Origin of the sequence: Bradyrhizobium sp. SZCCHNS30572, from assembly GCF_032484415.1 — a bacterium.
Classification (GTDB): domain Bacteria; phylum Pseudomonadota; class Alphaproteobacteria; order Rhizobiales; family Xanthobacteraceae; genus Bradyrhizobium.
Window position 1 is genome coordinate 350,021 of record NZ_JAUESY010000003.1, and the last position, 22,829, is coordinate 372,849.

19 protein-coding genes are annotated in these 22,829 nt (G+C 65.4%); 13 read left to right on the plus strand and 6 right to left on the minus strand.

Annotation, left to right across the window (positions count from 1 at the left end; translation table 11 throughout):
• Positions 1–9 precede the first annotated feature (9 nt).
• Positions 10–639 (minus strand): molybdenum cofactor guanylyltransferase MobA, encoded by a 630-nt coding sequence (mobA, locus tag QX048_RS09880; RefSeq protein WP_315828331.1) that lies wholly within the window; start codon positions 637–639, stop codon positions 10–12.
• Between the two features lie 241 nt (positions 640–880).
• On the opposite strand from mobA, the gene mobB reads away from it, so the two are divergent.
• The 3 genes from mobB to QX048_RS09895 all read left to right on the plus strand — a co-directional run bounded on the left by mobB (position 881) and on the right by QX048_RS09895 (position 4,150).
• Entirely contained in the window at positions 881–1,414 is a 534-nt protein-coding gene (mobB, locus tag QX048_RS09885; RefSeq protein WP_315828330.1) for a molybdopterin-guanine dinucleotide biosynthesis protein B, read from the plus strand.
• Between the two features lie 118 nt (positions 1,415–1,532).
• Positions 1,533–1,784 (plus strand): sulfurtransferase TusA family protein, encoded by a 252-nt coding sequence (locus QX048_RS09890; RefSeq protein WP_315828338.1) that lies wholly within the window; start codon positions 1,533–1,535, stop codon positions 1,782–1,784.
• Between the two features lie 710 nt (positions 1,785–2,494).
• Positions 2,495–4,150: an OFA family MFS transporter gene (locus QX048_RS09895; protein ID WP_315828329.1), complete on the plus strand. Its 1,656-nt coding sequence runs from the start codon at positions 2,495–2,497 to the stop codon at positions 4,148–4,150.
• On the opposite strand, the gene QX048_RS09900 is transcribed toward QX048_RS09895, so the two are convergent.
• A complete protein-coding gene (locus QX048_RS09900) occupies positions 4,137–4,499 on the minus strand; it encodes a hypothetical protein (protein ID WP_315828328.1) in 363 nt (120 codons plus the stop codon). The two genes, QX048_RS09895 and QX048_RS09900, sit on opposite strands and share 14 nt — an antisense overlap.
• 18 nt (positions 4,500–4,517) lie before the next feature.
• Positions 4,518–4,970, minus strand: coding sequence for a hypothetical protein (locus tag QX048_RS09905; protein ID WP_315828327.1), 453 nt, complete (start codon positions 4,968–4,970; stop codon positions 4,518–4,520).
• A gap of 440 nt (positions 4,971–5,410) precedes the next feature.
• On the opposite strand from QX048_RS09905, the gene QX048_RS09910 reads away from it, so the two are divergent.
• The 8 genes from QX048_RS09910 to QX048_RS09945 all read left to right on the plus strand — a co-directional run bounded on the left by QX048_RS09910 (position 5,411) and on the right by QX048_RS09945 (position 14,834).
• Positions 5,411–5,500 carry a K(+)-transporting ATPase subunit F gene (locus QX048_RS09910; RefSeq protein ID WP_042340291.1) on the plus strand — a complete coding sequence of 30 codons (90 nt, stop codon included), beginning with the start codon at positions 5,411–5,413 and terminating at the stop codon, positions 5,498–5,500.
• Positions 5,501–5,534: 34 nt separating this feature from the next.
• Positions 5,535–7,238, plus strand: coding sequence for a potassium-transporting ATPase subunit KdpA (gene kdpA, locus QX048_RS09915; protein WP_315828326.1), 1,704 nt, complete (start codon positions 5,535–5,537; stop codon positions 7,236–7,238).
• A 16-nt stretch (positions 7,239–7,254) separates the two neighbouring features.
• On the plus strand, positions 7,255–9,372 hold the full coding sequence (gene kdpB, locus QX048_RS09920; RefSeq protein WP_315828325.1) for a potassium-transporting ATPase subunit KdpB: 2,118 nt from the start codon (positions 7,255–7,257) through the stop codon (positions 9,370–9,372).
• Between the two features lie 121 nt (positions 9,373–9,493).
• Positions 9,494–10,099, plus strand: coding sequence for a K(+)-transporting ATPase subunit C (locus QX048_RS09925; RefSeq protein WP_315750193.1), 606 nt, complete (start codon positions 9,494–9,496; stop codon positions 10,097–10,099).
• Positions 10,100–10,166: 67 nt separating this feature from the next.
• Positions 10,167–12,884: a sensor histidine kinase KdpD gene (locus QX048_RS09930; protein ID WP_315750194.1), complete on the plus strand. Its 2,718-nt coding sequence runs from the start codon at positions 10,167–10,169 to the stop codon at positions 12,882–12,884.
• Complete coding sequence (locus QX048_RS09935) at positions 12,881–13,570, plus strand: response regulator transcription factor (protein ID WP_315750195.1); 690 nt, start codon at positions 12,881–12,883, stop codon at positions 13,568–13,570. Before QX048_RS09930 ends, QX048_RS09935 begins: the two co-directional genes overlap by 4 nt.
• 622 nt (positions 13,571–14,192) lie before the next feature.
• Positions 14,193–14,372, plus strand: a complete 180-nt coding sequence (locus tag QX048_RS09940) for a hypothetical protein (RefSeq protein WP_315717991.1) — start codon at positions 14,193–14,195, stop codon at positions 14,370–14,372.
• A gap of 183 nt (positions 14,373–14,555) precedes the next feature.
• Positions 14,556–14,834: a DUF6496 domain-containing protein gene (locus tag QX048_RS09945; protein WP_315750196.1), complete on the plus strand. Its 279-nt coding sequence runs from the start codon at positions 14,556–14,558 to the stop codon at positions 14,832–14,834.
• Between the two features lie 237 nt (positions 14,835–15,071).
• Here QX048_RS09945 and QX048_RS09950 read toward each other — a convergent pair whose 3' ends face one another.
• Positions 15,072–15,953: a Ku protein gene (locus QX048_RS09950; RefSeq protein ID WP_315750197.1), complete on the minus strand. Its 882-nt coding sequence runs from the start codon at positions 15,951–15,953 to the stop codon at positions 15,072–15,074.
• 640 nt (positions 15,954–16,593) lie between these two features.
• Here QX048_RS09950 and ligD point away from each other — a divergent pair.
• Positions 16,594–19,284 carry a DNA ligase D gene (gene ligD / locus QX048_RS09955; RefSeq protein WP_315828324.1) on the plus strand — a complete coding sequence of 897 codons (2,691 nt, stop codon included), beginning with the start codon at positions 16,594–16,596 and terminating at the stop codon, positions 19,282–19,284.
• Between the two features lie 95 nt (positions 19,285–19,379).
• On the opposite strand, the gene QX048_RS09960 is transcribed toward ligD, so the two are convergent.
• On the minus strand, positions 19,380–19,544 hold the full coding sequence (locus QX048_RS09960; protein WP_006614022.1) for a DUF3309 family protein: 165 nt from the start codon (positions 19,542–19,544) through the stop codon (positions 19,380–19,382).
• Between the two features lie 170 nt (positions 19,545–19,714).
• Here QX048_RS09960 and QX048_RS09965 point away from each other — a divergent pair, with 170 nt between their 5' ends.
• Entirely contained in the window at positions 19,715–20,026 is a 312-nt protein-coding gene (locus QX048_RS09965) for a polyhydroxyalkanoic acid system family protein (RefSeq protein ID WP_315717996.1), read from the plus strand.
• On the opposite strand, the gene treY is transcribed toward QX048_RS09965, so the two are convergent.
• A complete protein-coding gene (gene treY / locus QX048_RS09970; protein WP_315828323.1) occupies positions 20,027–22,828 on the minus strand; it encodes a malto-oligosyltrehalose synthase in 2,802 nt (933 codons plus the stop codon). It lies immediately after the preceding gene.
• Position 22,829 lies beyond the last annotated feature (1 nt).

Consider the following 22,829-nt stretch of genomic DNA (forward strand, 5'->3'; position numbering starts at 1 on the left):
CAGGCGGCCTCAATCCTCGAGAGCTGCGAGCCGCTCCGCCTCGGCGAGGTCGACTGCGGTATTGGCATTGAAGAACGGATCCAGCGGCACCGTCGGCCAGCTCACGGTCGCGACCTTGTAGCGCGCCGTGAAGCGGGTGACCTTCCGGATGTCCTCCGCGACCAGGGCGTGCCGGAGATCCTCGCGCAGCCCGACCGGCCACAGTCCGATCACCGGGTGGATCTGTCCGCCGGACGCCGCCAACGCCAGCTTGGCCAGCTCGGCCGCCCGCGCTGTTGCCAGTCGCGCGACGAGATCACGCGGCAGGAATGGGCAGTCGCCGGCGGCGCTCAGCATCCACCGGGCCTCTGGCATGTGCGCCGCAACCCAGTCGAGGCCGGCGAGAATGCCGGCGAGCGGGCCCGGGAAGCCTGCGACGCCATCCGGAACGACGGACAGACCGTTGCCTGCGAACCGCGCGGGGTCGCCATTGGCGTTGAGGATCAGCCGGCTGCACTGCGGCGCCAGCCGCGCGATCACGCGCTCGAGGATGGTGCGGCCGTCGACCATGCGCAACGGCTTGTCGCCGCCGCCCATCCGCTGCGCGCGACCGCCGGCGAGCAGCACGCCGGGGATCGAAGTCGAGGTCATGGCTGTCATCGCGGGTTCGTTACCACGACTGCTGCCAGGGCGTCAGTGTTGCGCCGCGCGCGATCCACCATTTACGCCTGCCCGGCGGCCATGCCGGCATGGCCCTCCCCACGGGCCCTTGCCTGGTCCATGGGGCTGCTGGCATGACATCGCCAAGAGTGGACGTGGCGTTCCACGGGGCCTTCGGGCCATCGATCGATCCCGCGCTCCTGGCTGTGCGAAAAACGCCGGGGCCTTTCTGGAGACCGCGATGAAAGTCATCGGCCTCGCCGGCTGGAGCGGCGCCGGCAAGACCACGCTGCTGACGCGGCTGATTCCTCATCTCAGGGGGCAGGGACTGCGCGTCTCGGTGATCAAGCACGCCCATCACAAGTTCGACGTCGACGTCCCGGGTAAGGATTCGTGGCGGCATCGCGAGGCCGGGGCCGAGGAGGTCCTCGTCGCGTCGGGCACGCGCTGGGCGCTGATGCACGAGCTGCGCGGCGCAAGGGAGCCCGCACTCGCGGAGCTTCTGGCGAAGTTGTCTCCCGTCGATCTGGTCGTCATCGAAGGGTACAAGGCCGGGCCGCATCGGCGCATCGAGGTGCATCGCACGGCCAATGGCAAGCCGCTGCTGTTTCCCGACGATCCAGGCATTGTCGGGCTCGCCAGCGACGGCGATGTCGAGACGGCGTTGCCGCGCGTTCATCTCGACGACATTCCGGCGATCGCGGCGCTCGTCCTACATCTGGCGACGCCGCGGGCGGACGTTCTCGCGCTGTGCGACAAACCTGGTGTTCCGTGATGGAGCTCGCGCGAGCTCGCACCTGTATCTTCTGGCATCCCAGGAACCCAGTTCCGAGTTCCATAGGAGGCTGCCGCCCCGGTTGACGTCCCGGAACCGCTTCTCCATGGTCGCGCGCATGATGATGACGAGGCTGGATCTGACGGGCCTGAAGTGCCCATTGCCGGTGCTGAAGACCCGGAAGGCGCTGCAGACGCTCAAGGCGGGAGAGCGGCTCGAAGTGTGCTGTACCGACCCGCTTGCCGTGATCGACATCCCGAATCTGGTGCGGGAGACCGGAGATCGGGTCGAGAGCGTCGATCGCACCGAGCACGGCATCCTGTTTCGGATCGAGAAGGCCGCGGAACCGGCCGGATCCGTGCGGCGGTGAACATCCTCTGCTGCGGGCTGCTCGAACTACGTAGTTCGCGCGCGGTCTTGGTCGGACTGTCAAGAGATTGCGCTGCTTCCTATCGTCGCAGCGGCGCCAACCCGAGCTCACAACAATGCCGCGTTCTCAGTCCAGGCTTGCGACGCTGTTGCAAGGCAAGGACAAGTTGTTCCTTCTTCACGTTTCCGCGAGCGCGCGCATGCGGCTATGAGCGTGTCCGTCGCTGACGGTCGGTACATCTCATTAGTTGATTTCATCAGGGATGGTCGTGACGCGTCGAGAAAGTAATCGAGAGCAACATGACTACAGCCGTGAGTGGCGGTCGCGTTGGTTGCACGTGAATTTGTGTGTGTGTTAGCAACACATTCGCGCTGCAGTGCGATCAATCCACCAAGATTGACCGATTATTACCATTTTACTATCGACAATTTGCCTCGGTTCTGCACCAATTGGGGCGCTTTCCGCGGAGGTTGCGGGAGACGAGTCATGCCCGCTGGGGAGCGGGCCAGGCAGACCAGCGGCACAAGAATGGTGAGGGCATAACGTCTCGGGTGGGGTGTTATGCGCATCGAGGCAGTGATGAGCGTTTGTGCGTTGCAAGACTGCTCTGGTACGCGATAGCGGGCGGGGTGAGTGGGCGTATTGATTCTGATCAAGGGGACAGAACATGACGTTGTTGCGTTGGACGAGAGTCCGTAGGGGAGGGATGCATGGCTACCATTGAAAGCGCGGGCACGCTCCCGGGCGCGCAGGCGGGGATCTTCGATCGTGAGCACACGGTCGCCAAGGCGGGGTTCAACCGCTGGCTGGTTCCTCCGGCTGCGCTGTGCATCCATCTCTGCATCGGCATGGCCTATGGCTTCTCGGTGTTCTGGCTGCCGTTGTCGCGCGCGATCGGCGTGACCAAGACCCAGGCCTGCCCGGACATGACCCTGGTGCAGGAGCTGTTCACGACGAGCTGCGACTGGAAGGTCGCGAGCCTCGGCTGGATGTACACCCTGTTCTTCGTGCTGCTGGGCGGCTCCGCTGCCGTCTGGGGCGGCTGGCTCGAGCGGGCCGGACCGCGCAAGGCGGGTGCCGTCGCAGCCTGCTGCTGGGGCGGTGGCCTCTTGATCGCGGCGCTCGGCATCTATGTTCACCAGCTCTGGATGATGTGGCTCGGTGCCGGCGTCATCGGCGGCATCGGCCTCGGCCTCGGCTACATCTCGCCGGTGTCGACCCTGGTGAAATGGTTCCCGGACCGGCGCGGCATGGCGACCGGCATGGCCATCATGGGCTTCGGCGGCGGCGCGATGATCGGTGCTCCGCTCGCCAACCTGCTGATGAACTACTTCAAGACCCCGACCTCGGTGGGTGTCTGGGAGACTTTCGTCACGATGGGCGTGATCTACTTCGTCTTCATGATGATCGGTGCCTTTGCCTATCGCGTCGCTCCGGTGGGCTGGCAGCCCGAAGGCTGGACGCCGCCTGCGGTCAAGAAGGCAATGATCTCGGAGCACCATGTGCACCTCGACAACGCGCACAAGACTCCGCAGTTCTGGCTGGTCTGGTGGGTGCTCTGCTTGAACGTGTCGGCCGGTATCGGCGTGATCGGCATGGCCTCGCCGATGCTGCAGGAGATCTTCGCCGGCAAGCTGATCGGTTTGCCCGACGTCAGCTTCAACCAGCTCGACGCCGGCCAGAAGGCCGCGATCGCGGGCATCGCGGCAGGCTTTGCCGGCCTGTTGTCGTTGTTCAACATCGGCGGCCGCTTCTTCTGGGCGTCGCTGTCGGACCACATCGGCCGCAAGAACACCTATTACTGCTTCTTCCTGATCGGCATCGTGCTCTATGCGCTGGCGCCGACCTTCGCAGCGATGGGTTCGAAGCTGTTGTTCGTGGCGGCCTTCGCCATCATCCTCTCGATGTATGGCGGCGGCTTCGCGACGGTGCCTGCCTATCTGGCCGACCTGTTCGGCACCCAGTTCGTGGGCGCCATCCACGGCCGTCTGCTGACGGCCTGGGCGACGGCCGGCATCATCGGTCCGGTGGTCGTCAACTACATCCGCGAGTTCCAGCTTGCCGCCGGCGTGCCGCGCGACCAGCTGTACAACACGACGATGTATATTCTCTGCGCCATGCTGCTCGCCGGCCTGATCTGCAACTTCTTGATCAAGCCCGTCGATGACAAGTGGAACATGAGCGCGGACGAAGTCGCGAAGTACCAGGCGGAGCTCGCCAAGAACGAGTCGGCGATCCAGCACGGGTCGTTCGGCATCGGCAAGGGCGGTCTCGACGTCAAGGCCGCCCTGTTCTGGGCCTTCGTCGGCGTGCCGCTGGCATGGGGTGTCTGGAAGACGTTGGAAAGCGCGGTCAAGATCTTCTGACCGATCGACGATGAGACAAGCGGGGCGGCCGGATCGGCCGCCCCTTTTTTTGCGGCGCAGGGGCTTGGTTTCCGGACGACTGAATCAGCGCCATCGCCGCGCAAAAGAGCGCGGTGTAGCCGATCATCTCGTCCCAATGGTTCAGGCCTGCGGCGAACACGCCCTCGCGGCGCAGCACCGCAAGCATGGCACATAGGATCATGGTCATCCAGAGCAGGGCGGCGAGGCTGCGACCGAAGCCGATGCGGCCGAACGTGGCGAACAGGATGAGGATTGCTAGTCGCAGCACAAATCGCAGCAGGACCCTGGCCGCCGGAAGCTCAGCGGGCCTGTCGGTGGGGATGAGCATCGCGCAGGTAATACCGGCTCAGAAGTTGTCGCAGCAGAGCAGGTCGGCAAGCCCGGGTTCGGCCTGGACGCCGCGCCTTGCGTCAGTCTGCGAGACGCCGGGCTCGAGACGGCGGGCCTCGGCCGCTGCGTGGAGAATGGCGAGGGCGAGATCGGCGTGGCGGGCTTCGACGCAATGATCGAGCCAGTCCGGCAATTCGCGCTGTTGCGACAATGCGCAGTGCCATTCGCCGTCATCATAGGCGATGCGCCGGAGCTGCCATCGTGGCAATTGCAGCGCGGCCAGCTCCAGCGCGGCATCGATCCGCGCGTCGGTCTCCAGCAATCGTGCGATCCGCAGCCGGCGTCGCCCTCGCGCCGACAACGGTGAGACGCCCTCGTCTTCGCCAAGCAGGGCCGTCAGCATCGCCGTCGTGGTCTGCGCGAGTTGTACCCGCTCGGGCACATCCGGTCGTGTCGTCAAGGCAGCCATGCCGGCCTCCCGTCGTCAGTGAGCGATGGCCCGATGGGCCTTGATCGGCAATGTGGTCGACGGCGGCGTAGGAATGCGAGAGGGGCGAAGGCGGGAAGAAATAGCCGGCGCATAAAGACGCCGCGGCGGCATGGCCGGTTCATATGCGGCTGCGGCCGCGCGGTTCTGCCGGGGGGCGCGAGAACGCCGCGGTCTTTATGAGTTTCCTATAACTCTGTCGGCAGTGCTGTCTCGAAAACCTATGAGGCCGGATGCCATCTGTCCGCCATGGAACGGACCGTGGCCGCACCGGCGCTCCCGGCCGCTCCAAGCGTTGCGCGTCTTTCGCGCGCATGAGGAGCACACCATGCTGGACATCCTGATGCTGGCGCTGGCCGCCGGCTTGTTCGCCCTGGCGATCGGCTACACCTACGCCTGCGAGCGGCTCTAGGAGACGAGCCATGATCTTCGACTATTCGCTCGCCGGCGCGGTATCGCTCGGCCTTCTGATCTACCTCACCTACGCGCTGTTGCGGCCCGAGCGGTTCTGACCGCCACCGTCGCACCTTCAAGGACAACATCCCCATGACTGTGATCGGCTGGATCCAGATCCTGCTCTACTGCGCCGTCATCGTCGCGCTTGCCAAGCCGCTCGGCTGGTACATGACGCGCGTCTTCAATGGCGAGCGCACCTTCCTGTCGCCGGTGCTGCGGCCGGTCGAGTCCGCAATCTACTGGATCGGCGGCGTCGACGAGCGCCGCGAGCAGCATTGGCTGACCTACACGGTCGCGATGCTGCTGTTCCATGTCGGCGGCTTCCTGATCATCTACGGCGTGATGCGGCTGCAGGCCGTGCTGCCGTTCAATCCCGCGGGACAGTCTGCGGTCGCCGAGGATCTCTCCTTCAACACCGCGATCAGCTTCCTGACCAACACCAATTGGCAGAACTACGGCGGCGAGAGCACGCTCTCCTATCTCGTGCAGATGCTCGGGCTCACGCACCAGAACTTCCTGTCGGCCGCGACCGGCATCGTGCTCGCGATCGCGCTGATCCGCGGCTTCTCACGCGCCTCGGCGCGGACCGTCGGCAATTTCTGGGTCGACGTCGTCAGATGCACGCTCTATGTGCTGCTGCCGCTCTGCATCGTCTACACGCTGTTCCTGGTCTGGCAGGGCATCCCGCAGACGCTCGGGCCCTATGTCGAGGCCACGACGCTGGAAGGGGCGAAGCAGACCATCGCGGTCGGCCCGGTGGCTTCGCAGGTCGCGATCAAAATGCTCGGCACCAATGGCGGCGGCTTCTTCAATGCCAACGCCGCGCATCCGTTCGAGAACCCGAACGCGCTGTCGAACTTCATCCAGATGCTCTCGATCTTCGCGCTCGGTGCCGCGCTGACCAACGTGTTCGGCCGCATGGTCGGCAACCAGCGCCAGGGCTGGGCGCTCCTCGCCGTGATGGGCGTCCTGTTCATCGCCGGCGTCGCCATCACCTACTGGGCCGAGGCCAACAGTACGACCACGTTGAACGCGCTCGGACTGACGGGCGGCAACATGGAAGGCAAGGAGGTCCGCTTCGGCATCGTCGCGTCGTCACTGTTCGCCGTGATCACGACGGCCGCCTCCTGCGGCGCGGTCAATGCCATGCATGACAGCTTCACCGCGCTTGGCGGCATGATCCCGCTGATCAACATGCAGCTCGGCGAGATCATCATAGGCGGCGTCGGCGCCGGGCTCTACGGCATGCTGCTGTTCGTGGTGCTCGCGATCTTCGTCGCCGGCCTGATGGTCGGGCGCACGCCGGAATATGTCGGCAAGAAGATCGAGGCGCGCGAGGTCAAGATGGCGATGCTGGCGATCCTGGTGCTGCCGCTGATGTATCTCGGCTGGACCGCGGTCGCGGTGGTGCTGCCCTCGGCCGTCGCGTCGATGGCCAATGCCGGTCCGCACGGCTTCACCGAGGTGCTCTACGCCTACACTTCCGCGACCGCCAACAACGGCTCGGCATTCGCAGGACTCACGGGCAACACCTTCTTCTACAACCTCACGCTCGCGTCGTCGATGTTCGTCGGCCGCTTCTTCATGATCATTCCGGCGATGGCGATCGCGGGCTCGCTCGCCGGGAAGAAGTCGATCCCGCCCTCGGCCGGCACGTTCCCGACCACGGGCGGCCTGTTCGTCGGCCTCGTGGTCGGCGTCATCCTGATCATCGGCGGCCTCACCTTCTTCCCGGCTCTCGCCCTCGGTCCGATCGTCGAGCATCTCGCGATGGCCGCCGGCACCGTGTTTTGATCTCGGAGCAACCTCCATGGACACCATGAAACTGCAGAAGCGCTCGTCGATGTCGACGATGCTCGACCCGAAGATCGTGCTGCCGGCCATCAGGGCCGCGGTTGTCAAGCTCGACCCGCGGCTGATGATCAGAAATCCGGTGATGTTCGTGGTCGAGGTCGTCGCCGCGCTCACCACGGTGATCTTCCTGCGCGACGTCGTGACCGGCGGAGCGGATCTCGGCTTCACCTTCCAGATCATTCTCTGGCTGTGGTTCACCGTGCTGTTCGCCAATTTCGCCGAAGCCGTCGCCGAAGGCCGCGGCAAGGCACAGGCGGATTCGCTGCGCAAGACGCGCACCGAGAGCCAGGCCAAGCTGCTGACGGGCACGAACCCGGCCGATCACACCTACAAGCTCGTGCCCGGCACCAGCCTGAAGGTCGGCGATCTCGTGCTGGTCGAGGCCGGCGACACCATCCCTTCCGACGGCGAGGTGATCGAGGGCGTCGCCTCGGTCAACGAGGCTGCCATCACCGGCGAATCCGCGCCCGTCATCCGCGAATCCGGCGGCGACCGCTCGGCGGTGACCGGCGGCACGCAGGTGCTGTCGGACTGGATCCGCGTCAGGATCACGGCCGCGCAAGGCTCGACCTTCATCGACCGCATGATCAAGCTGGTCGAGGGCGCGGAGCGGCAGAAGACGCCGAACGAGATCGCGCTCAACATCCTGCTCGCCGGCCTCACCATCATCTTCGTGTTCGCGACGGTGACGATCCCGAGCTACGCGGCCTATGCCGGCGGCTCGATCTCGGTGGTGGTGCTGGTGGCGCTGTTCGTGACCTTGATCCCGACCACGATCGGCGCGCTGCTGTCGGCGATCGGCATCGCTGGAATGGACCGCCTGGTGCGCTTCAACGTGCTGGCGATGTCGGGCCGCGCGGTCGAGGCCGCTGGCGACGTCGATACGCTCCTGCTCGACAAGACCGGCACCATCACGCTCGGCAATCGCCAGGCGACTGCATTCCGTCCCGTCAAGGGCGTGAGCGAGCAGGAGCTCGCCGACGCGGCGCAGCTCGCATCGCTCGCCGACGAGACACCGGAGGGCCGCTCGATCGTGGTGCTCGCGAAGGACAAATACGGCATCCGCGGCCGCGACATGGCCGAGCTCGGCGCCACCTTCGTGCCGTTCACGGCGCAGACCCGCATGAGCGGCGTCGATGCCGGCGGCTCCTCGGTGCGCAAGGGTGCGGTCGACGCCATCCTCAACTCCATCGGTGGCGGCCCGACCCAGCCGGTCTCCGGCAACACGGCGCGCGCGGTCCAGCCGGTCGAGAGCGAGCTTGTCCGCGAGATCCGTGCAATCTCCGACGACATCGCCAAATCCGGCGGCACGCCGCTCGCGGTCGCCAGGGACGGGCGCCTGCTCGGCGTCGTCCAGCTCAAGGACATCGTCAAGGGCGGCATCCGCGAACGCTTCGCCGAGCTGCGCCGGATGGGCATCCGCACCATCATGATCACCGGCGACAACCCGATGACCGCGGCGGCGATCGCCGCCGAAGCCGGCGTCGATGATTTCCTGGCGCAGGCGACGCCTGAGGACAAGCTCAAGCTGATCCGCGACGAGCAGGCCAAGGGCAAGCTGGTGGCGATGTGCGGCGACGGCACCAACGATGCGCCCGCGCTGGCGCAGGCCGATGTCGGCGTTGCCATGAACACCGGCACGCAGGCCGCGCGCGAAGCCGGCAACATGGTCGATCTCGACTCCAACCCGACCAAACTGATCGAGGTGGTCGAGATCGGCAAGCAGCTCTTGATGACGCGCGGCGCGCTGACGACGTTCTCGATCGCCAACGACGTCGCCAAATATTTCGCGATCATCCCGGCAATGTTCCTGGCGTTCTACCCGCAGCTCAACGTGCTGAACGTCATGAACCTGGCGAGCCCGCAGAGCGCGATCCTGTCGGCGATCATCTTCAACGCGCTCGTCATCATCGCGCTGATCCCGCTGGCGCTGAAGGGCGTCGCCTACCGCGCCATCGGCGCCGGCGCGCTGCTCGGCCGTAACCTGATGATCTACGGGCTGGGCGGCATCATCATCCCCTTCATCGGCATCAAGGCGATCGACCTGATCGTGACCGCCTTGCATCTGGCTTAAAGCCCCAACCGCCGTCATTGCGAGCGAAGCGAAGCAATCCAGGACTGTCTCGGGCCACGCGACTCTGGATTGCTTCGTCGCTTCGCTCCTCGCAATGACGGGAGAGACACAGGAGATTCTCATGCTCAAAGAAATCCGTCCCGCCATCTTGGTCCTGGTCGCGCTGACCCTGATTACCGGGCTGCTCTACCCGCTCGCCATGACCGTCGTCGCCGGCACCATCTTTCCGGCGCAGGCCGAGGGCAGCCTGATCACGCGCAACGGCAAGGTGATCGGATCGGCGCTGATCGGTCAGGAGTTCAAGGACGACAAATATTTCCACGGCCGTCCGTCGGCGACCTCGGCCGCCGATCCGAACGACTCCACCAAGACGGTTTCTGCGCCCTACAACGCCGCCAACTCGTCCGGCTCCAATCTCGGCCCGACCAGCAAGGCGCTGGCCGACCGCGTCAAGGAGGACGTCGACAAGCTGAAGGCGGAGAATCCCGCGCAGGCCGTGCCGGTCGATCTGGTGACGACCTCGGCGAGCGGGCTCGATCCGGACATCTCGCCGGAGGCGGCGCTGTTCCAGGTGCCGCGGGTGGCCAAGGCACGCGGCTTGCCGGAGGCGAGCGTCCAGGCCGTGATCGCCCGGCAGACCCAGGGCCGTCTGCTCGGACTGCTCGGCGAACCCCGCGTTAACGTGCTGGCGCTCAACCTGGCACTCGATGCTGCCAAACCGCAATGACGCCTTGAAGGTCTTGGCCTTGAAGGTCTTGGTCTTGGCGCCGAGGTCCCTCCGTCTATAATGCCGCATGGCCAGTCAACGCCGCGATCCTGACCAACGTCCCTCGCCGGAGGCCCTGCTCGAAGCGGCCCGGCGGGAGGACAGTCCTGCCGGCAAGCTCAAGATCTTCGTCGGCGCCGCCCCCGGCGTCGGCAAGACCTATGAGATGCTGTCGAGCGCGCATGCCAAGCTGAGGGCCGGCGTCGACGTCGTGATCGGCTTCGTCGAGACGCATGGCCGCGCCGAGACCGAGGCGCTGGTGCGCGGCCTGGAGATCGTCCCGCGCAAACGTATTTCCTACAAGGACCAGATCGTCGAGGAGATGGATCTGGATGCCGTGATCGCGCGCCGCCCCAAGCTCGCGATCGTCGACGAGCTCGCGCATACCAATGCGGTGGGCAGCCGCCACCCCAAGCGCTATCTCGACGTCGAGGAGCTGCTGTCGCACGGCATCGACGTCTACACCGCGGTCAACGTCCAGCACATCGAGAGCCTCAACGACGTCGTTGCCCAGATCACCCATGTGCGCGTGCGCGAGACCGTCCCGGACTCGGTCCTCGACCGCGCCGACGCCATCGAACTGATCGACCTCACGCCCGACGATCTGATCCAGCGACTGAAGGAGGGCAAGGTTTATGTGCCCAAGCAGGCAGAGCGGGCGCTGGAGCATTATTTCTCGCCCGGCAACCTGACCGCGCTGCGCGAGCTCGCGCTGCGCCGGACGGCCGAGCGCGTCGACGAGCAACTGCTCACCCACATGCAGGCCAATGCCATCGCCGGCCCCTGGGCAGCCGGCGAGCGCATCCTCGTCTGCGTGTCGGAGGATCCGCGGGCGACAGGGCTGGTGCGCTACACCAAGCGGCTCGCCGACCGTGTCCACGCGCCGTGGACCGCCGTTACCATCGAGACTCGGCGCAACCTGCAACTCACGGACAAGCAGCGCGACCGGCTCGCCGATACGCTGCGGCTAGCCGAGACCCTCGGCGGCGAGGCGCTGACGATTCCGGGCGTCGGCCGGCGTATCGCGGATGACCTTATCAACTTCGCGCAGGCCAACAACGTCACCCAGATCATCATCGGCAAGTCGAGCCGCTCGCGCCTGTTCGAGATCATCAGGGGCTCCGTGGTCCACGACCTCGTCAGGGGCGCCGGCAACATCAGCATCCACGTCATCGCCGGCGAGGAGGCGCCGGACACCACGAGCAGCTCGGTGCAGACGCGAGCGCGCAGCGAGCCGCTGCAGCCGAAGCCCTATCTGAAGGCGCTGCTGATCACGGCTGTCGGCCTTGGCCTCGCCGAGCTGATCCAGCCCGTCTTCGGCATCGAGAACGTCGATCTGGTGTTCCTCACGGCCGTGGTCGGCGTCGCCGCACGCTACGGCCTGTGGCCGTCACTGCTGGCGAGCCTCGCCGCCTCGCTCTGCTACAACTTCTTCTTCCTGCCGCCGCTGTATACGTTCACGATCACCGATCCGACCAACATCGGCGCGTTCTTCTTCTTCATGTTGATCGCGATCCTGGTGTCCAACGTCGCCGCGCGCGTTCGCGTTCAGGCTGACGCCGCCACCCACCGCGTCCGGACCACCGAGCAGCTCTATGCCTTCAGCCGCAAGCTTGCGGGCACCGCGACCCTCGATGACGTGCTGTGGGCCACGGCCTATCAGGCGGCGTTGATGCTGAAGGTACGGGTCGTGCTGCTGCTGCCGCAGGACGGCAAGCTCACGGTCATGACCGGCTACCCGCCGGAGGATCAGCTCGACGACGCCGACCTCGCCGCCGCGAGCTGGGCCTGGAGCAACGACCGCGCCGCTGGGCGCGGCTCCGACACGCTGCCGGGCGCCAAGCGGCTGTTCCTGCCGATGCGCACGGGGCGCGGCTCGATCGGCGTCATCGGCATTGATGACGATCGCACCGGGCCGCTGCTGACGCCGGACCAGCGCCGGCTGCTCGATGCCCTGGTCGACCAGGGCGCGCTCGCGATCGAGCGCGTGCTGCTGGTCGAAGACATGGACAAGGTCAAGCGCACCATGGAGCAGGACCGGCTGCGCTCGGCACTGCTCACCTCGATCTCGCACGATCTGAAGACGCCACTCGCCTCCGTGCTCGGCGCGGCCTCGACGATGCGCGATCTCGCGGCCCAGCTGTCCGACAAGGAGAAGCTCGACCTGCTCGCCACCGTCATCGACGAATCCGAACGGCTCAACCGTTTCATCGCCAATCTCCTGGACATGACCAAGCTGGAATCGGGCGCGATCGTGCCGAACGCCGCGCTCCACGACGTCGGCGAGATCGTCGGCAGCGCGCTGCGGCGCGCGAGCAAGATCCTCGCCGGTCATCATGTCTCGCTGGTACTGGCGCCCGATCTGCCGATGGTCGAGGTCGACGCGGTGCTGTTCGAGCAGGTGCTCTTCAATCTGCTCGACAACGCCGCCAAATATGCGCCTCCCGAGACCTCGATCGCGATCCGCGCGGCCCGCGACAGCAACTGGATCATGCTCGAGATCCGTGACGAAGGCGACGGCATTCCCGCCGCGGAGGTCGAGCACGTGTTCGACAAGTTCTATCGCGTGCAGAAGGGCGACCAGGTGCGGCCTGGCACCGGTCTGGGGCTCGCGATCTCGCGCGGCTTCATCGAGGCGATGCATGGCCGCATCTTCGCCGGCAACCGCACCGATCGGCCCGGCGCGGTCCTCACCATCCGCCTGCCCGTGCCGGCGCAGGCCAGATCGCTGGATACGGCCGCATGACCGGCGCTCCGATCAAGGTGCTCGTGATCGACGACGAGCCGCCGATCCGCAAGCTGCTGCGGATGGGCCTGACCACGCAGGGCTACGAGATTCTCGAAGCCTCGAACGGCAGGATCGCGCTGGAGCTGTTGGGCCAGGAGCCGGCGCTGATCATTCTCGACCTTGGCCTGCCCGACGTCGACGGGCTCGAGCTGCTGCGAACCATCCGTGGCCGCAACGAGGCCGTGCCGGTCGTGGTGCTGTCCAGCCGCGGCGACGAGGCGGGCAAGGTCCAGGCGCTCGATCTCGGGGCCGACGACTACATCACCAAGCCGTTCGGCATGGACGAGCTGCTGGCGCGGCTGCGCGCGGCGCTGCGGCACCAGTTGCAGGTGCAGGGCGAGCGGCCGGTGTTCCGCACCGGCGATCTCTCCGTCGATCTGGTGCGCCGCATCGTCAAGGTCGGCGAGCGCGAGATCAAGCTGTCGCCCAAGGAGTACGATCTGCTCCGCGTCCTGGTGCAGCACGCCGGCAAGGTGCTGACGCACCGCTTCCTGCTCAAGGAGCTGTGGGACGAATTGACCGACGCGCAATATCTGCGCGTCTATGTGCGTCAGCTGCGGCAGAAGATCGAGGCCGATCCCGAGCGCCCGCAATTCGTATTGACCGAGACCGGCATCGGCTATCGGCTGCGCGCGCCGGACTGAGCTTTGGCCGTATCGGCCGACTGGTCCTGTGTGTCAGGGGCGTTGGCATCGCCATTCGATGGGCGAGCTTGCGTGTCCCGCGGGCGGCATCAGCTCGTTTCGTTATATTTTCGAGCAATTTTGACCAGCCGGTCATCTCGCGCTGCGGCACAGTACGTCCGCAGGCGCCCGTTCTCTGGATCAACGGATGATCGAGACCGCGGTCGTGCCACCTCATCGGCGCAGCTGATCGTGCGTTTGCATGCACGACGGTGTAAACACGGGACGTGCCATGTCTCGGCTTGTCAGAACACGATCTGAATTTGGGGGGGCGAGGCTGCCGACTGCGGCGCAGAGATTGTCATCGGCGATACTGGGAAGAGCATCATGCCCGAAATTCATCTCAATCAAGGTCAGCCCGACGCGTTGCGGTGCCGCTTTGGCATGAAGGCCGGCCTATGTCCCGGTGAGGGGTTCTGCGCGTTCGATCTTTCAGCCTGCAGGGACTGTTCGAGATCGCAGCACAAGATCCAGACCTTGACGGGTTCGGAAGACCCGATGAGATCAAAGATATTGCACACCTGGATTTCGTTTGCCGTTCGTCCATCGACGTCGTTCTTGGCTCCCATCAGTGAGGTCGGTCATGGAAGAATACATTCATCTGCAGAACCTCATCCTGTTCAGGAAACGTCTCGCTGAATTCAACGATGAGTCCAAGCGGACGGTGCTCCTGAAATTGCTGACTGAGGAAGAGGCCAGGGACGCATCATTCGGACCGTCGCCTTGTCCAGTTGCGCCTCATGCAGCGGATCAGAACGTCTGATTGGCTTCTCGGTCTATCCGTCATCGAAACGATGAGCGCGAAGCTGCATTGGAATCTCGATGTATCGACGGGCTTCGATTCCCGCGATCGTGAAAGCATGGGTGGAGGTACGCGGCATCAGCTTGCGCTTTGGAACTTTCGTCTCGCCGACGCGGTTTACGTGTCGCAATCGGGAGGATGTTCATGGCACGACAATACTCGCGCAAGGCATCGGCCAAGGTCGGCCGGGCCATGAAGAAGCGCAAGGCCGGCACGCTGCGCAGCGGCGGTTCCGGTCGCAAGGTCAAGAGCCGCAAGCAGGCCATCGCGATCGGCCTGTCGGAGGCGCGCCGCGAAGGCAAGAAGGTGCCCGCGAAAAAGAGCGCGAGGGCCTCGGCGAAGAAGACGGCCAAGAAGGCGAGCAAGAAGAGCACGAAGAAGACTACCAAGAAAACGACGAAGAAGAAGTCGAAGAAGAGCTGACGAGGCGATCATTCGGGCTACGATCATCGCGCACGCCATGACCCGCAGCCGTCGCAAAATTCTCCGCTGTCGTCCCGGCGAACGCCGGGACCCATAACCCCAGGGAGATGTTATTGCGCGGGATGTGGGACAAGTCTTGTCTTACAACACCCGCCGCGGAGTATGGGTCCCGGCGTTCGCCGGGACGACGGCGGTGGGTGTGGAGGCCGCTTGCGCCACGCAGGCAGCTGCTGGCTTTCACCCCGCCTTCCTCTGCCGCGCCGCCGACCGATGCGCCTTCTTCGCCGGGCGTCGATGCGTGCTCGTCCGCCGCGACGCCGCACGCGCGGTCTTTTTTCGGCTCTTGCCGTTCAGGCTCTGCTTCAGCGCATCCATCAGGCTGACGACGTTGTCGGGCCGCTCCGCCGGCTCCGGCAGCTTGATCGGCTTGCCCGAGGCCTTGCGCTTCACCAGCGCCTTCAGCGCGGTCTCGTACTGGTCCTTGAACTCCGAGGGGTCGAAATGGGCTGCCTTGGTCTGCAAGATGTGGCCGGCCAGCTCGACCATGTCCTTGCTGATCTTCGGCGCCCTGATGTCGTCGAAGAACTCGGCTTCGTCGCGCAGCTCATAGGGAAAGCGCAGCGTGGTGCCGAGCATGCCCTTGCCCATCGGCTCGATGGCGATGACGTGCTCGCGGTTGGTCAGCACGATCCGCGCCAGCGCCACGCGCTCCTGGTCCTTCATGGCGTCGCGGATGACCGCGAAGGCGTCGAGCGCCGCCTTGCCGTCGGGGGCGATGTAATAGGGGTGGTTGAGATAGCGCTGGTCGATCTCGTCGCGCGGCACGAAGCTGTCGATGTCGATCGTGTGGTTGCTCTCGATCTGGACCGCCTCCAGCTCCTCCGGCTCGATCTCGACATACTGTCCCTTGGCGAGTTCATAGCCGCGGCCCTTCTGGTCGCCCTCGACGATGTCGCCGGTCTCGGCGTCCACCATCTGCTGCTTGAGCCGGTTGCCGGTCTCGCGGTTGATCAGATGGAAGCGCGTCTTCTCGACCGACGTCGACGCCGGATAGAGCACGACGGGGCAGCTGACGAGCGAGAGTTTGAGCGAGCCTTTCCAGTAGGCGCGGGGGGCCATCGTGGTCTCCTTGGACAATCCGGACGAGGCTGCAACGGGCAAGCATCGGTGTGGGTTCCATGGGCCCGGCGAAGGTCGCTTCGGGAAAAAATAATTCGCTTGACGACTTCGTAAAATCAGCATTATGGTCCGACCCGTTCCGTTGCGTCGGAGGGGACGTATCGCGGTCGTCACGGACGTCGGCAGCGGAATGCGATGGGTGTGCCGGGTTGCAGCGTGATTCAGTCGCGCCGACGAACAATCCGGCATGCACGGTCAAGTCGCGCGGTCCTGATACCCCGATGCTGGTATCCAGCGCAATGCGCGCAGGCGCATTGTCGCGACACGGTGGCCAACAAGCCCGGCGCACCGGGGAGAACGCGAAGCAGCCGTTAAAGCCGTCGCGCAGGGAGGGCCGGGATGTCTCGGCTGCACCTGTGGTACCTGCCGCCTGCATTTCTTTCTGCAGGCGGGCCATGGGGGCGGCGAGCTCCCGGCCTTCCCTGCGCCCTCTCGACTGGCAGAGGGCGGACGCCAGCACAGCCTGGGCCCTCCATGAGCCGCGGGAACGCGGAACTTTGCCCGAAGTTATCCTGCCGATGCGGCCGGTTCCACGAGTTCGCCGGCTTTGCTACGCTACCACTCAACGCGAGGGATCACCGTGGCGCTCGGGAAGCTTTCCACCTATCGCAAGAAGCGCGATTTCGACAAGACGGCGGAGCCGTCCGGCGACGCCAAGGTCGCGCGTACGGCGCGGCCGCGCTTCGTCATCCAGAAGCATGACGCAACGCGCCTGCACTACGACCTGCGGCTCGAATTCGACGGCGTCTTCAAGTCGTGGGCCGTCACCAAGGGGCCGTCGCTCGATCCGCACGACAAGCGGCTGGCGGTCGAGGTCGAGGATCATCCGCTCGACTACGGCGATTTCGAAGGTACGATCCCGGAAGGCGAGTATGGCGGCGGCACCGTCATGCTGTGGGACCGCGGCTATTGGGACAGCGAGGACCCGGAGCGCGGGTTCAAGAAGGGCGATCTCAAATTCACTCTCGAGGGCGAAAAGCTGCATGGCAGCTGGGTGCTGGTGCGGATGCGCCACGATCGCACCGGCGGCAAGCGGACCAATTGGCTGCTGATCAAGCATCGCGACGAGTTTGCCCGGGAAGGCGAGGCCAACGATATCCTGGATGCCGACAAGTCGGTCGCCTCGGGCCGCACGATGGAGCAGATCGCGGCCGGCAAGGGCAAGGCGCCGAAGCCGTTCATGCTCGCCAAGACGCAGCGCATGAACGCGGATGCGGTGTGGCACTCCAACCGCAGTGACAGCGAAACCAAGCCGACTACGAAGGCCTCATCACCGAAAGCGAGGGCCGAGAAGGGAAACGGCACCAAGGCCCGCGTTGCGCCGAAGACGGTATCGTCGCTGCCCGACTTCGTGCCGCCCGAGCTTTGCACGTCGGTCGCGCAACCGCCGAGCGGCGAGGGGTGGGGGCATGAGATCAAGTTCGACGGCTACCGCGTGCAGATCAGGGTCGAGGGCGGCGAGGCAACCCTGAAGACCCGCAAGGGCCTGGACTGGACCGCCAAGTTCGGCGCGATTGCGGAGGAGGCTGCGAAGCTGCCGGACGCGATCATCGACGGCGAGATCGTCGCGCTCGACAAGGACGGCAATCCGAATTTCTCCGCCCTTCAGGCGGCGATCTCGGCGGGTGAAACCGACGAGCTGATCTTCTTCGCCTTCGACCTGATGTTCGCCGAGGAGTTCGACTTGCGCCGCCAGCCTTTGCGCGAGCGCAAGGCACGGCTGGCGAAGCTGCTGAAGGCGCATATCAAGGGCAAGACACCGCGGATCCGCTACGTCGAGCATTTCGAGAGCGACGGCGAAGCCGTGCTGGAGTCGGCGCGCAAGCTGAACCTCGAAGGCATCGTCTCGAAGAAGTTGGACTCGGCCTATCATTCGGGACGGACGGAGAGCTGGACCAAAGCCAAGACCAGGCCCGGCCACGAGGTCGTCATCGGCGGCTGGAAGACGACCAACGGCAAATTCCGATCGTTGATGGTCGGCGTCAACAAGGACGATCATCTCGCTTATGTCGGGATCGTCGGCACCGGCTTCGGCCAGGACACGGTGAAGGCGATCATGCCGGCGCTGAAGGCGGCGGCATCCGACAAGAGCCCGTTCAGCGGCAAGAACGCGCCGCGTAAGACGCGTGACGTGCATTGGCTCAAGCCCGAGCTGGTCGCCGAGATCGAGTTTGCCGGCTTCACCGGCGACGGCAATGTCAGGCAGGCCTCGTTCAAGGGACTGCGCGAGGACAAGCCAGCCCGCGAGGTCGTTGCCGAGGCGCCGGTGGTGGCGACGAAGGTTGCCAGGCCGGTGGCGCGGGCCGCCGCGAGCGTCGCGACCGTCGGCACCACGCTGCACAAGACGCCGTCACGCACGAAGGGCTCGGCGACCGTGATGGGCGTTGCAATCTCCAAGCCCGACAAGGCGCTGTGGCCGGACGCCGGCGACGGCGAGCCCGTCACCAAGCTTGATCTTGCGACCTATCTGGAAGCCGTCGGCAACTGGATGATCGGGCATCTGAGGGGGCGGCCGTGCTCGATCGTGCGTGCGCCTGATGGCATCGGTGGCGAAAAATTCTTCCAGCGGCACGGCATGCAGGGCATGTCGGACCTGCTGGAGCTGGTCAAGGTCTCGGGCGACCGCAAACCATATCTGCAGATCGACCGCGTCGAGGGATTGATCGCGGTGGCCCAGGTCGCCGCCGTCGAGCTGCATCCATGGAATTGCGCGCCGGACGCCTATGACGTCCCGGGTCGGCTGGTGTTCGATCTCGATCCGGCGCCGAACGTCGCGTTCGAGGAGGTGATCGCGGCCGCCAAGGAGATGCGCCAGCGCTTGAAGAGCCTCGGGCTCGAGAGCTTCTGCAAGACCACGGGCGGCAAGGGTCTGCATGTGGTGACGCCGTTGCTGCACGGCGCGCGCGACAAGGTGAGCTGGCCCGAAGCGAAGGCGTTTGCACAGGGCGTGTGCCAATGGATGGCGAACGACCGCCCGGAGCAGTACCTGCTCAACATGTCGAAGAAGCTGCGCAAGGGGAAGATCTTCCTCGACTATCTGCGCAACGACCGGATGTCGACGGCGGTCGCCGTGCTGTCGCCGCGCGCTCGCGAAGGCGCCACCGTGTCGATGCCGCTGACCTGGGCGCAGGTGAAGAACGGGCTCGAACCCAAGCGCTACACGGTCCGAACCGCGCCGGCGCTGTTGCCCAAGACCAAGGCGTGGGAGGGCTATGACGACGCGGCCGGAGCGATCAAGCCGGCGATGAGGAAGCTCGCGAACGAAGTGTAAGGGATACGATGCGGGGGCGCAATCAAGGCCAGGCCGACGTGGCGCGGCCACGTCGGCCCGAGCTGATCAGTTGGATGGCTATGAGATCGATCGGATCAGATGCGTCCGAGCAGGACGAGAATCAGCACGATGACGATGATCAGGCCGAGGCCGCCGCCGCCGTAGTAGCCGGTGCCGTAGAACGGACCGCCGCCGATGCCGGAAAAGCCGCCGAGCAGGGCGATGATGAGAATGATGAGGATGATAGTTCCGATGGACATGTGCTTCCCTCCAGTGCCCGGCAGCGGGGCGACAACGTGCTCTGCCTTCGCCGAGGAAACTGGTTGGAACTTCGAAAGTTCCGCGTGGGAACAAGTAAAATGCAGCGTGTGTCTTTGCGGTCGTAGCCACCGATGACTACGTAGAGAGGGTTGTTAGTCAGGAGATCGCGATGTCAAGACCGCTTGTCGTTTCCATTCCGCATCGCCTCGGCAAGGACGAGGCCGTGCGCCGGCTCCAGGCCGGTCTCAGCCGCGCCGCGACCAGCGTTCCGGTCCTGAAGGTCGACGAAGAGCGCTGGGAGGGCGACAAGATGATCTTTCGCGTTCGCGCGCTCGGTCAGGCGGCGTCGGGCCATGTCGACGTCGCCGACGATCACGTGCGTGTCGAGGTCGTGCTGCCCTGGCTGCTGCAGCGCTTTGCCGAGGCCGCGCAATCCGCGATCCGCAGCCGCGGCCAGCTGCTGTTGACGAAGAAGAGCTGATCAGGTCGGCGCCGCTCCTGTCCGACGTCGACCAGGCGGGTGGGCTGCCGCGTCGGTCCGCGCCGGGATCGCCGCTGCAGGAAAATGCGTGAAGATGGAGGACACCGCCAGGATGCCGTCCTGCATGTCCGCCGGTATGTAGCCGCGGGCATGAACCTCGGCGTCGAAACCATCTGCGTGGGGCCACACCCGGCCACCGTCGGTGAAGGGTGCAAAGTTGCGCACGGTGACGACGACGACGGCGTCCCGCCCGCGCCGCCGTGCGAAAGCAATGATGTGATCGGCATGACGTCCGCTCACCTCGAGCGGCTCGTAGGAGCCGTCGGTGAACACGGCGGGCATCTGGTTGCGAAGCTTCAGCAGCTCCCGCGTCCAGGCGAGCTTGATGCGGCCGTCCGGCCAATGGTCCGCGAGGTGGGCCCAGTCGGGAGTCTCGCACGCACGCAGCGCGTGCTCACGCGCGGCGAAATCGACCGGGCGGCGGTTGTCCGGATCGACCATCGAAAGGTCCCAGAACTCGGTGCCCTGATAGAAATCCGGCACGCCGGGCATCGTCGCCTTCAGCGTAAGCTGGGTCAGCGAGTTCAGCGCGCCGAGCAAAGCGAGCCGCCTGGAAAGCGTCTCCAGCGACTGCAGGAACTCGGACGAGCGCTCGCGATCCAGGATGCGGTCGATGAAGGCGCGCAGGCCGTTCTCATAGGCCTCGTTCGGATTGAGCCAGCTGGTCTCCTCCTTGCCCTCGCGCGCGGCCTTCAGCGCATAGGCCTGCAGCCGCTCGGGCAGGGTGCCATCGGTGCCGCTTGCCGGCCAGATGCCGACGAGCGTCTGGTACAGCATGTATTCGAACGCCGCCGAGGGCGCGCGCATCTTGCCATCCGTGATGACGTGCGGCGCGTTCAAGGTCTTCCAGCGCGCCATCGCGGACGTCCAATCGTTGGGCAGCTCGGTGATGGCGGCGAGCCGCGTGCGCGCATCCTCGCCGCGCTTGGTGTCGTGGGTAGCAGTGGCGGTCATGCCGTGCGGCCAATGCCTGGCGCGGTCCCGCATCAGCTTATGGAAGTCGGCGATCGCCAGAGCATGCGCCGCTGGATCGCCGCCGACCTCGTTGAGCGCGAGCAGCCGGTGGAAGCGGTAGAAGGCGGTGTCCTCCAGCGACTTCGCCATCATCGGCCCGGTGAGCTGCTGCACCTTGAGGGCGAAGCGGCGCACACGCGGGACGCTGTGGTTGGTGCTGCGGTCGCGCTTGATGAGATCCATGGTCAGCGCATCGCGCAGGAACTCGAAGATCGAGCCGTCGGAGGCGAACCATTCGGCCCGGGCGCCTGCGATGGCGTGGTCGATCAGCTTGCGGTCGGTCTCAGTCGGGCCGGCTGTGGTGAGATAGGTGCGATAGACCGGGAAGTGAAGAACATACAGCTCGAGCGCTTGGCGCAGGATGTCTTCCGAATAGTCGCGCGTCGAGTAGTGGCCGTTGGCGATGCGCGCCAGCAGGCGGGTCAGCACGGTGAATTCGCTGGTCAGCAGCGTCTCCAGCACGCGCCGCTTGGCCTCCTTGATCACAGGCGCGAGCTTCGGCGGCTTGTTGCTGATCTGGCGCCAGATCTCGTCCAAGGGCTCCAGACCTTTGCCCTCGATCAGGACCTGGGTGATGACGTTCATCCACTCGTAGCCGGTGGTGCCGTGCACGCCGGCAAAACCCGGCAGCTTCTCGTGCTCGCAGAGAATCTTCTCGATGACGACGTAGAACGGCCCGGCTGCGGGCCCCCGAGCGTCGCGGATCAGCCGCCGCAGGCGCTGGAAATATTGTGCGGGATCGCGCAGGCCGTCGATATGGTCGAGCCGCAGACCCTGCAACTGGCCATCCGCGATCAGCTTCTTGACCAGCCGGTGGATCGCTTCGAACGTGCCGGCATCCTCGACGCGCAGGCCCGCCAGCGTGTTGACGTCGAAGAAGCGGCGGTAGTTGATGTCGCTGGACGCAAGCCGCCAATGGCCGAGCTTGTAGTGCTGTCGCTCCAGCAGATGATGCAGAGCGAGCGTCTGCGCACCACGGTCGGGGCCGGCCTTATAGGCCGCGATCCCCTGGGCAATGACGCCGGCTGCGCCGGGAATGGCCTTGAGGGCCGCCTTGAACGCCGGCGCTTCCTTGCGGTTCGGATGGCGCAGGCCGCGATAGCGCGACGCCAGGTCGAGGATCGCCTTGCCGGCCTCGCTGCTCTCCTCACCGGCCTCCTTGACGATGATGCGCAATACCTCGCCATAGCGCTCGGGCGCGATCGGCAGCCGATGCTCGAAGTACCAGCAGGAGAACGAGCCTTCGTCCGGGTCGTAGCGCAGCTCGATGTCGCCATGTTCGAGCGCGTGGCCGTAGGAGGTGCCGATGATCGGCAGCAGCACGCCGCCGCGCGCGCGGTACGGCAACTGGTCCCAGTCGATGTCGAACGAGGCGGCGTGCGGCGAAGCCTGGCCCCATTCGAGCACGTCGAGCCACCATGGATTGTCGTCGAAATGCACGCCGACATGGTTCGGCACGAAGTCGAGGATGAGGCCGAGATTGTGCTGCTTCAGCGCCGCGCTCAGTTTCGCAAAGCCGTCCTCGCCGCCGAGCTCGGGATTGAGCTTGGAATGATCGGTGATGTCGTAGCCATGTGTCGAGCCCCTCCGCGCCGTCATGAAGGGCGAAGCATAGACGTGGCTGATGCCCAGCGCCTTCAGATATGGCAAGACGCGTGCGGCCGATTCGAAGTTGAAATCACCCGTGAGCTGCAGGCGATAGGTCGCGAGGGGAATGGCCGGAGGCATG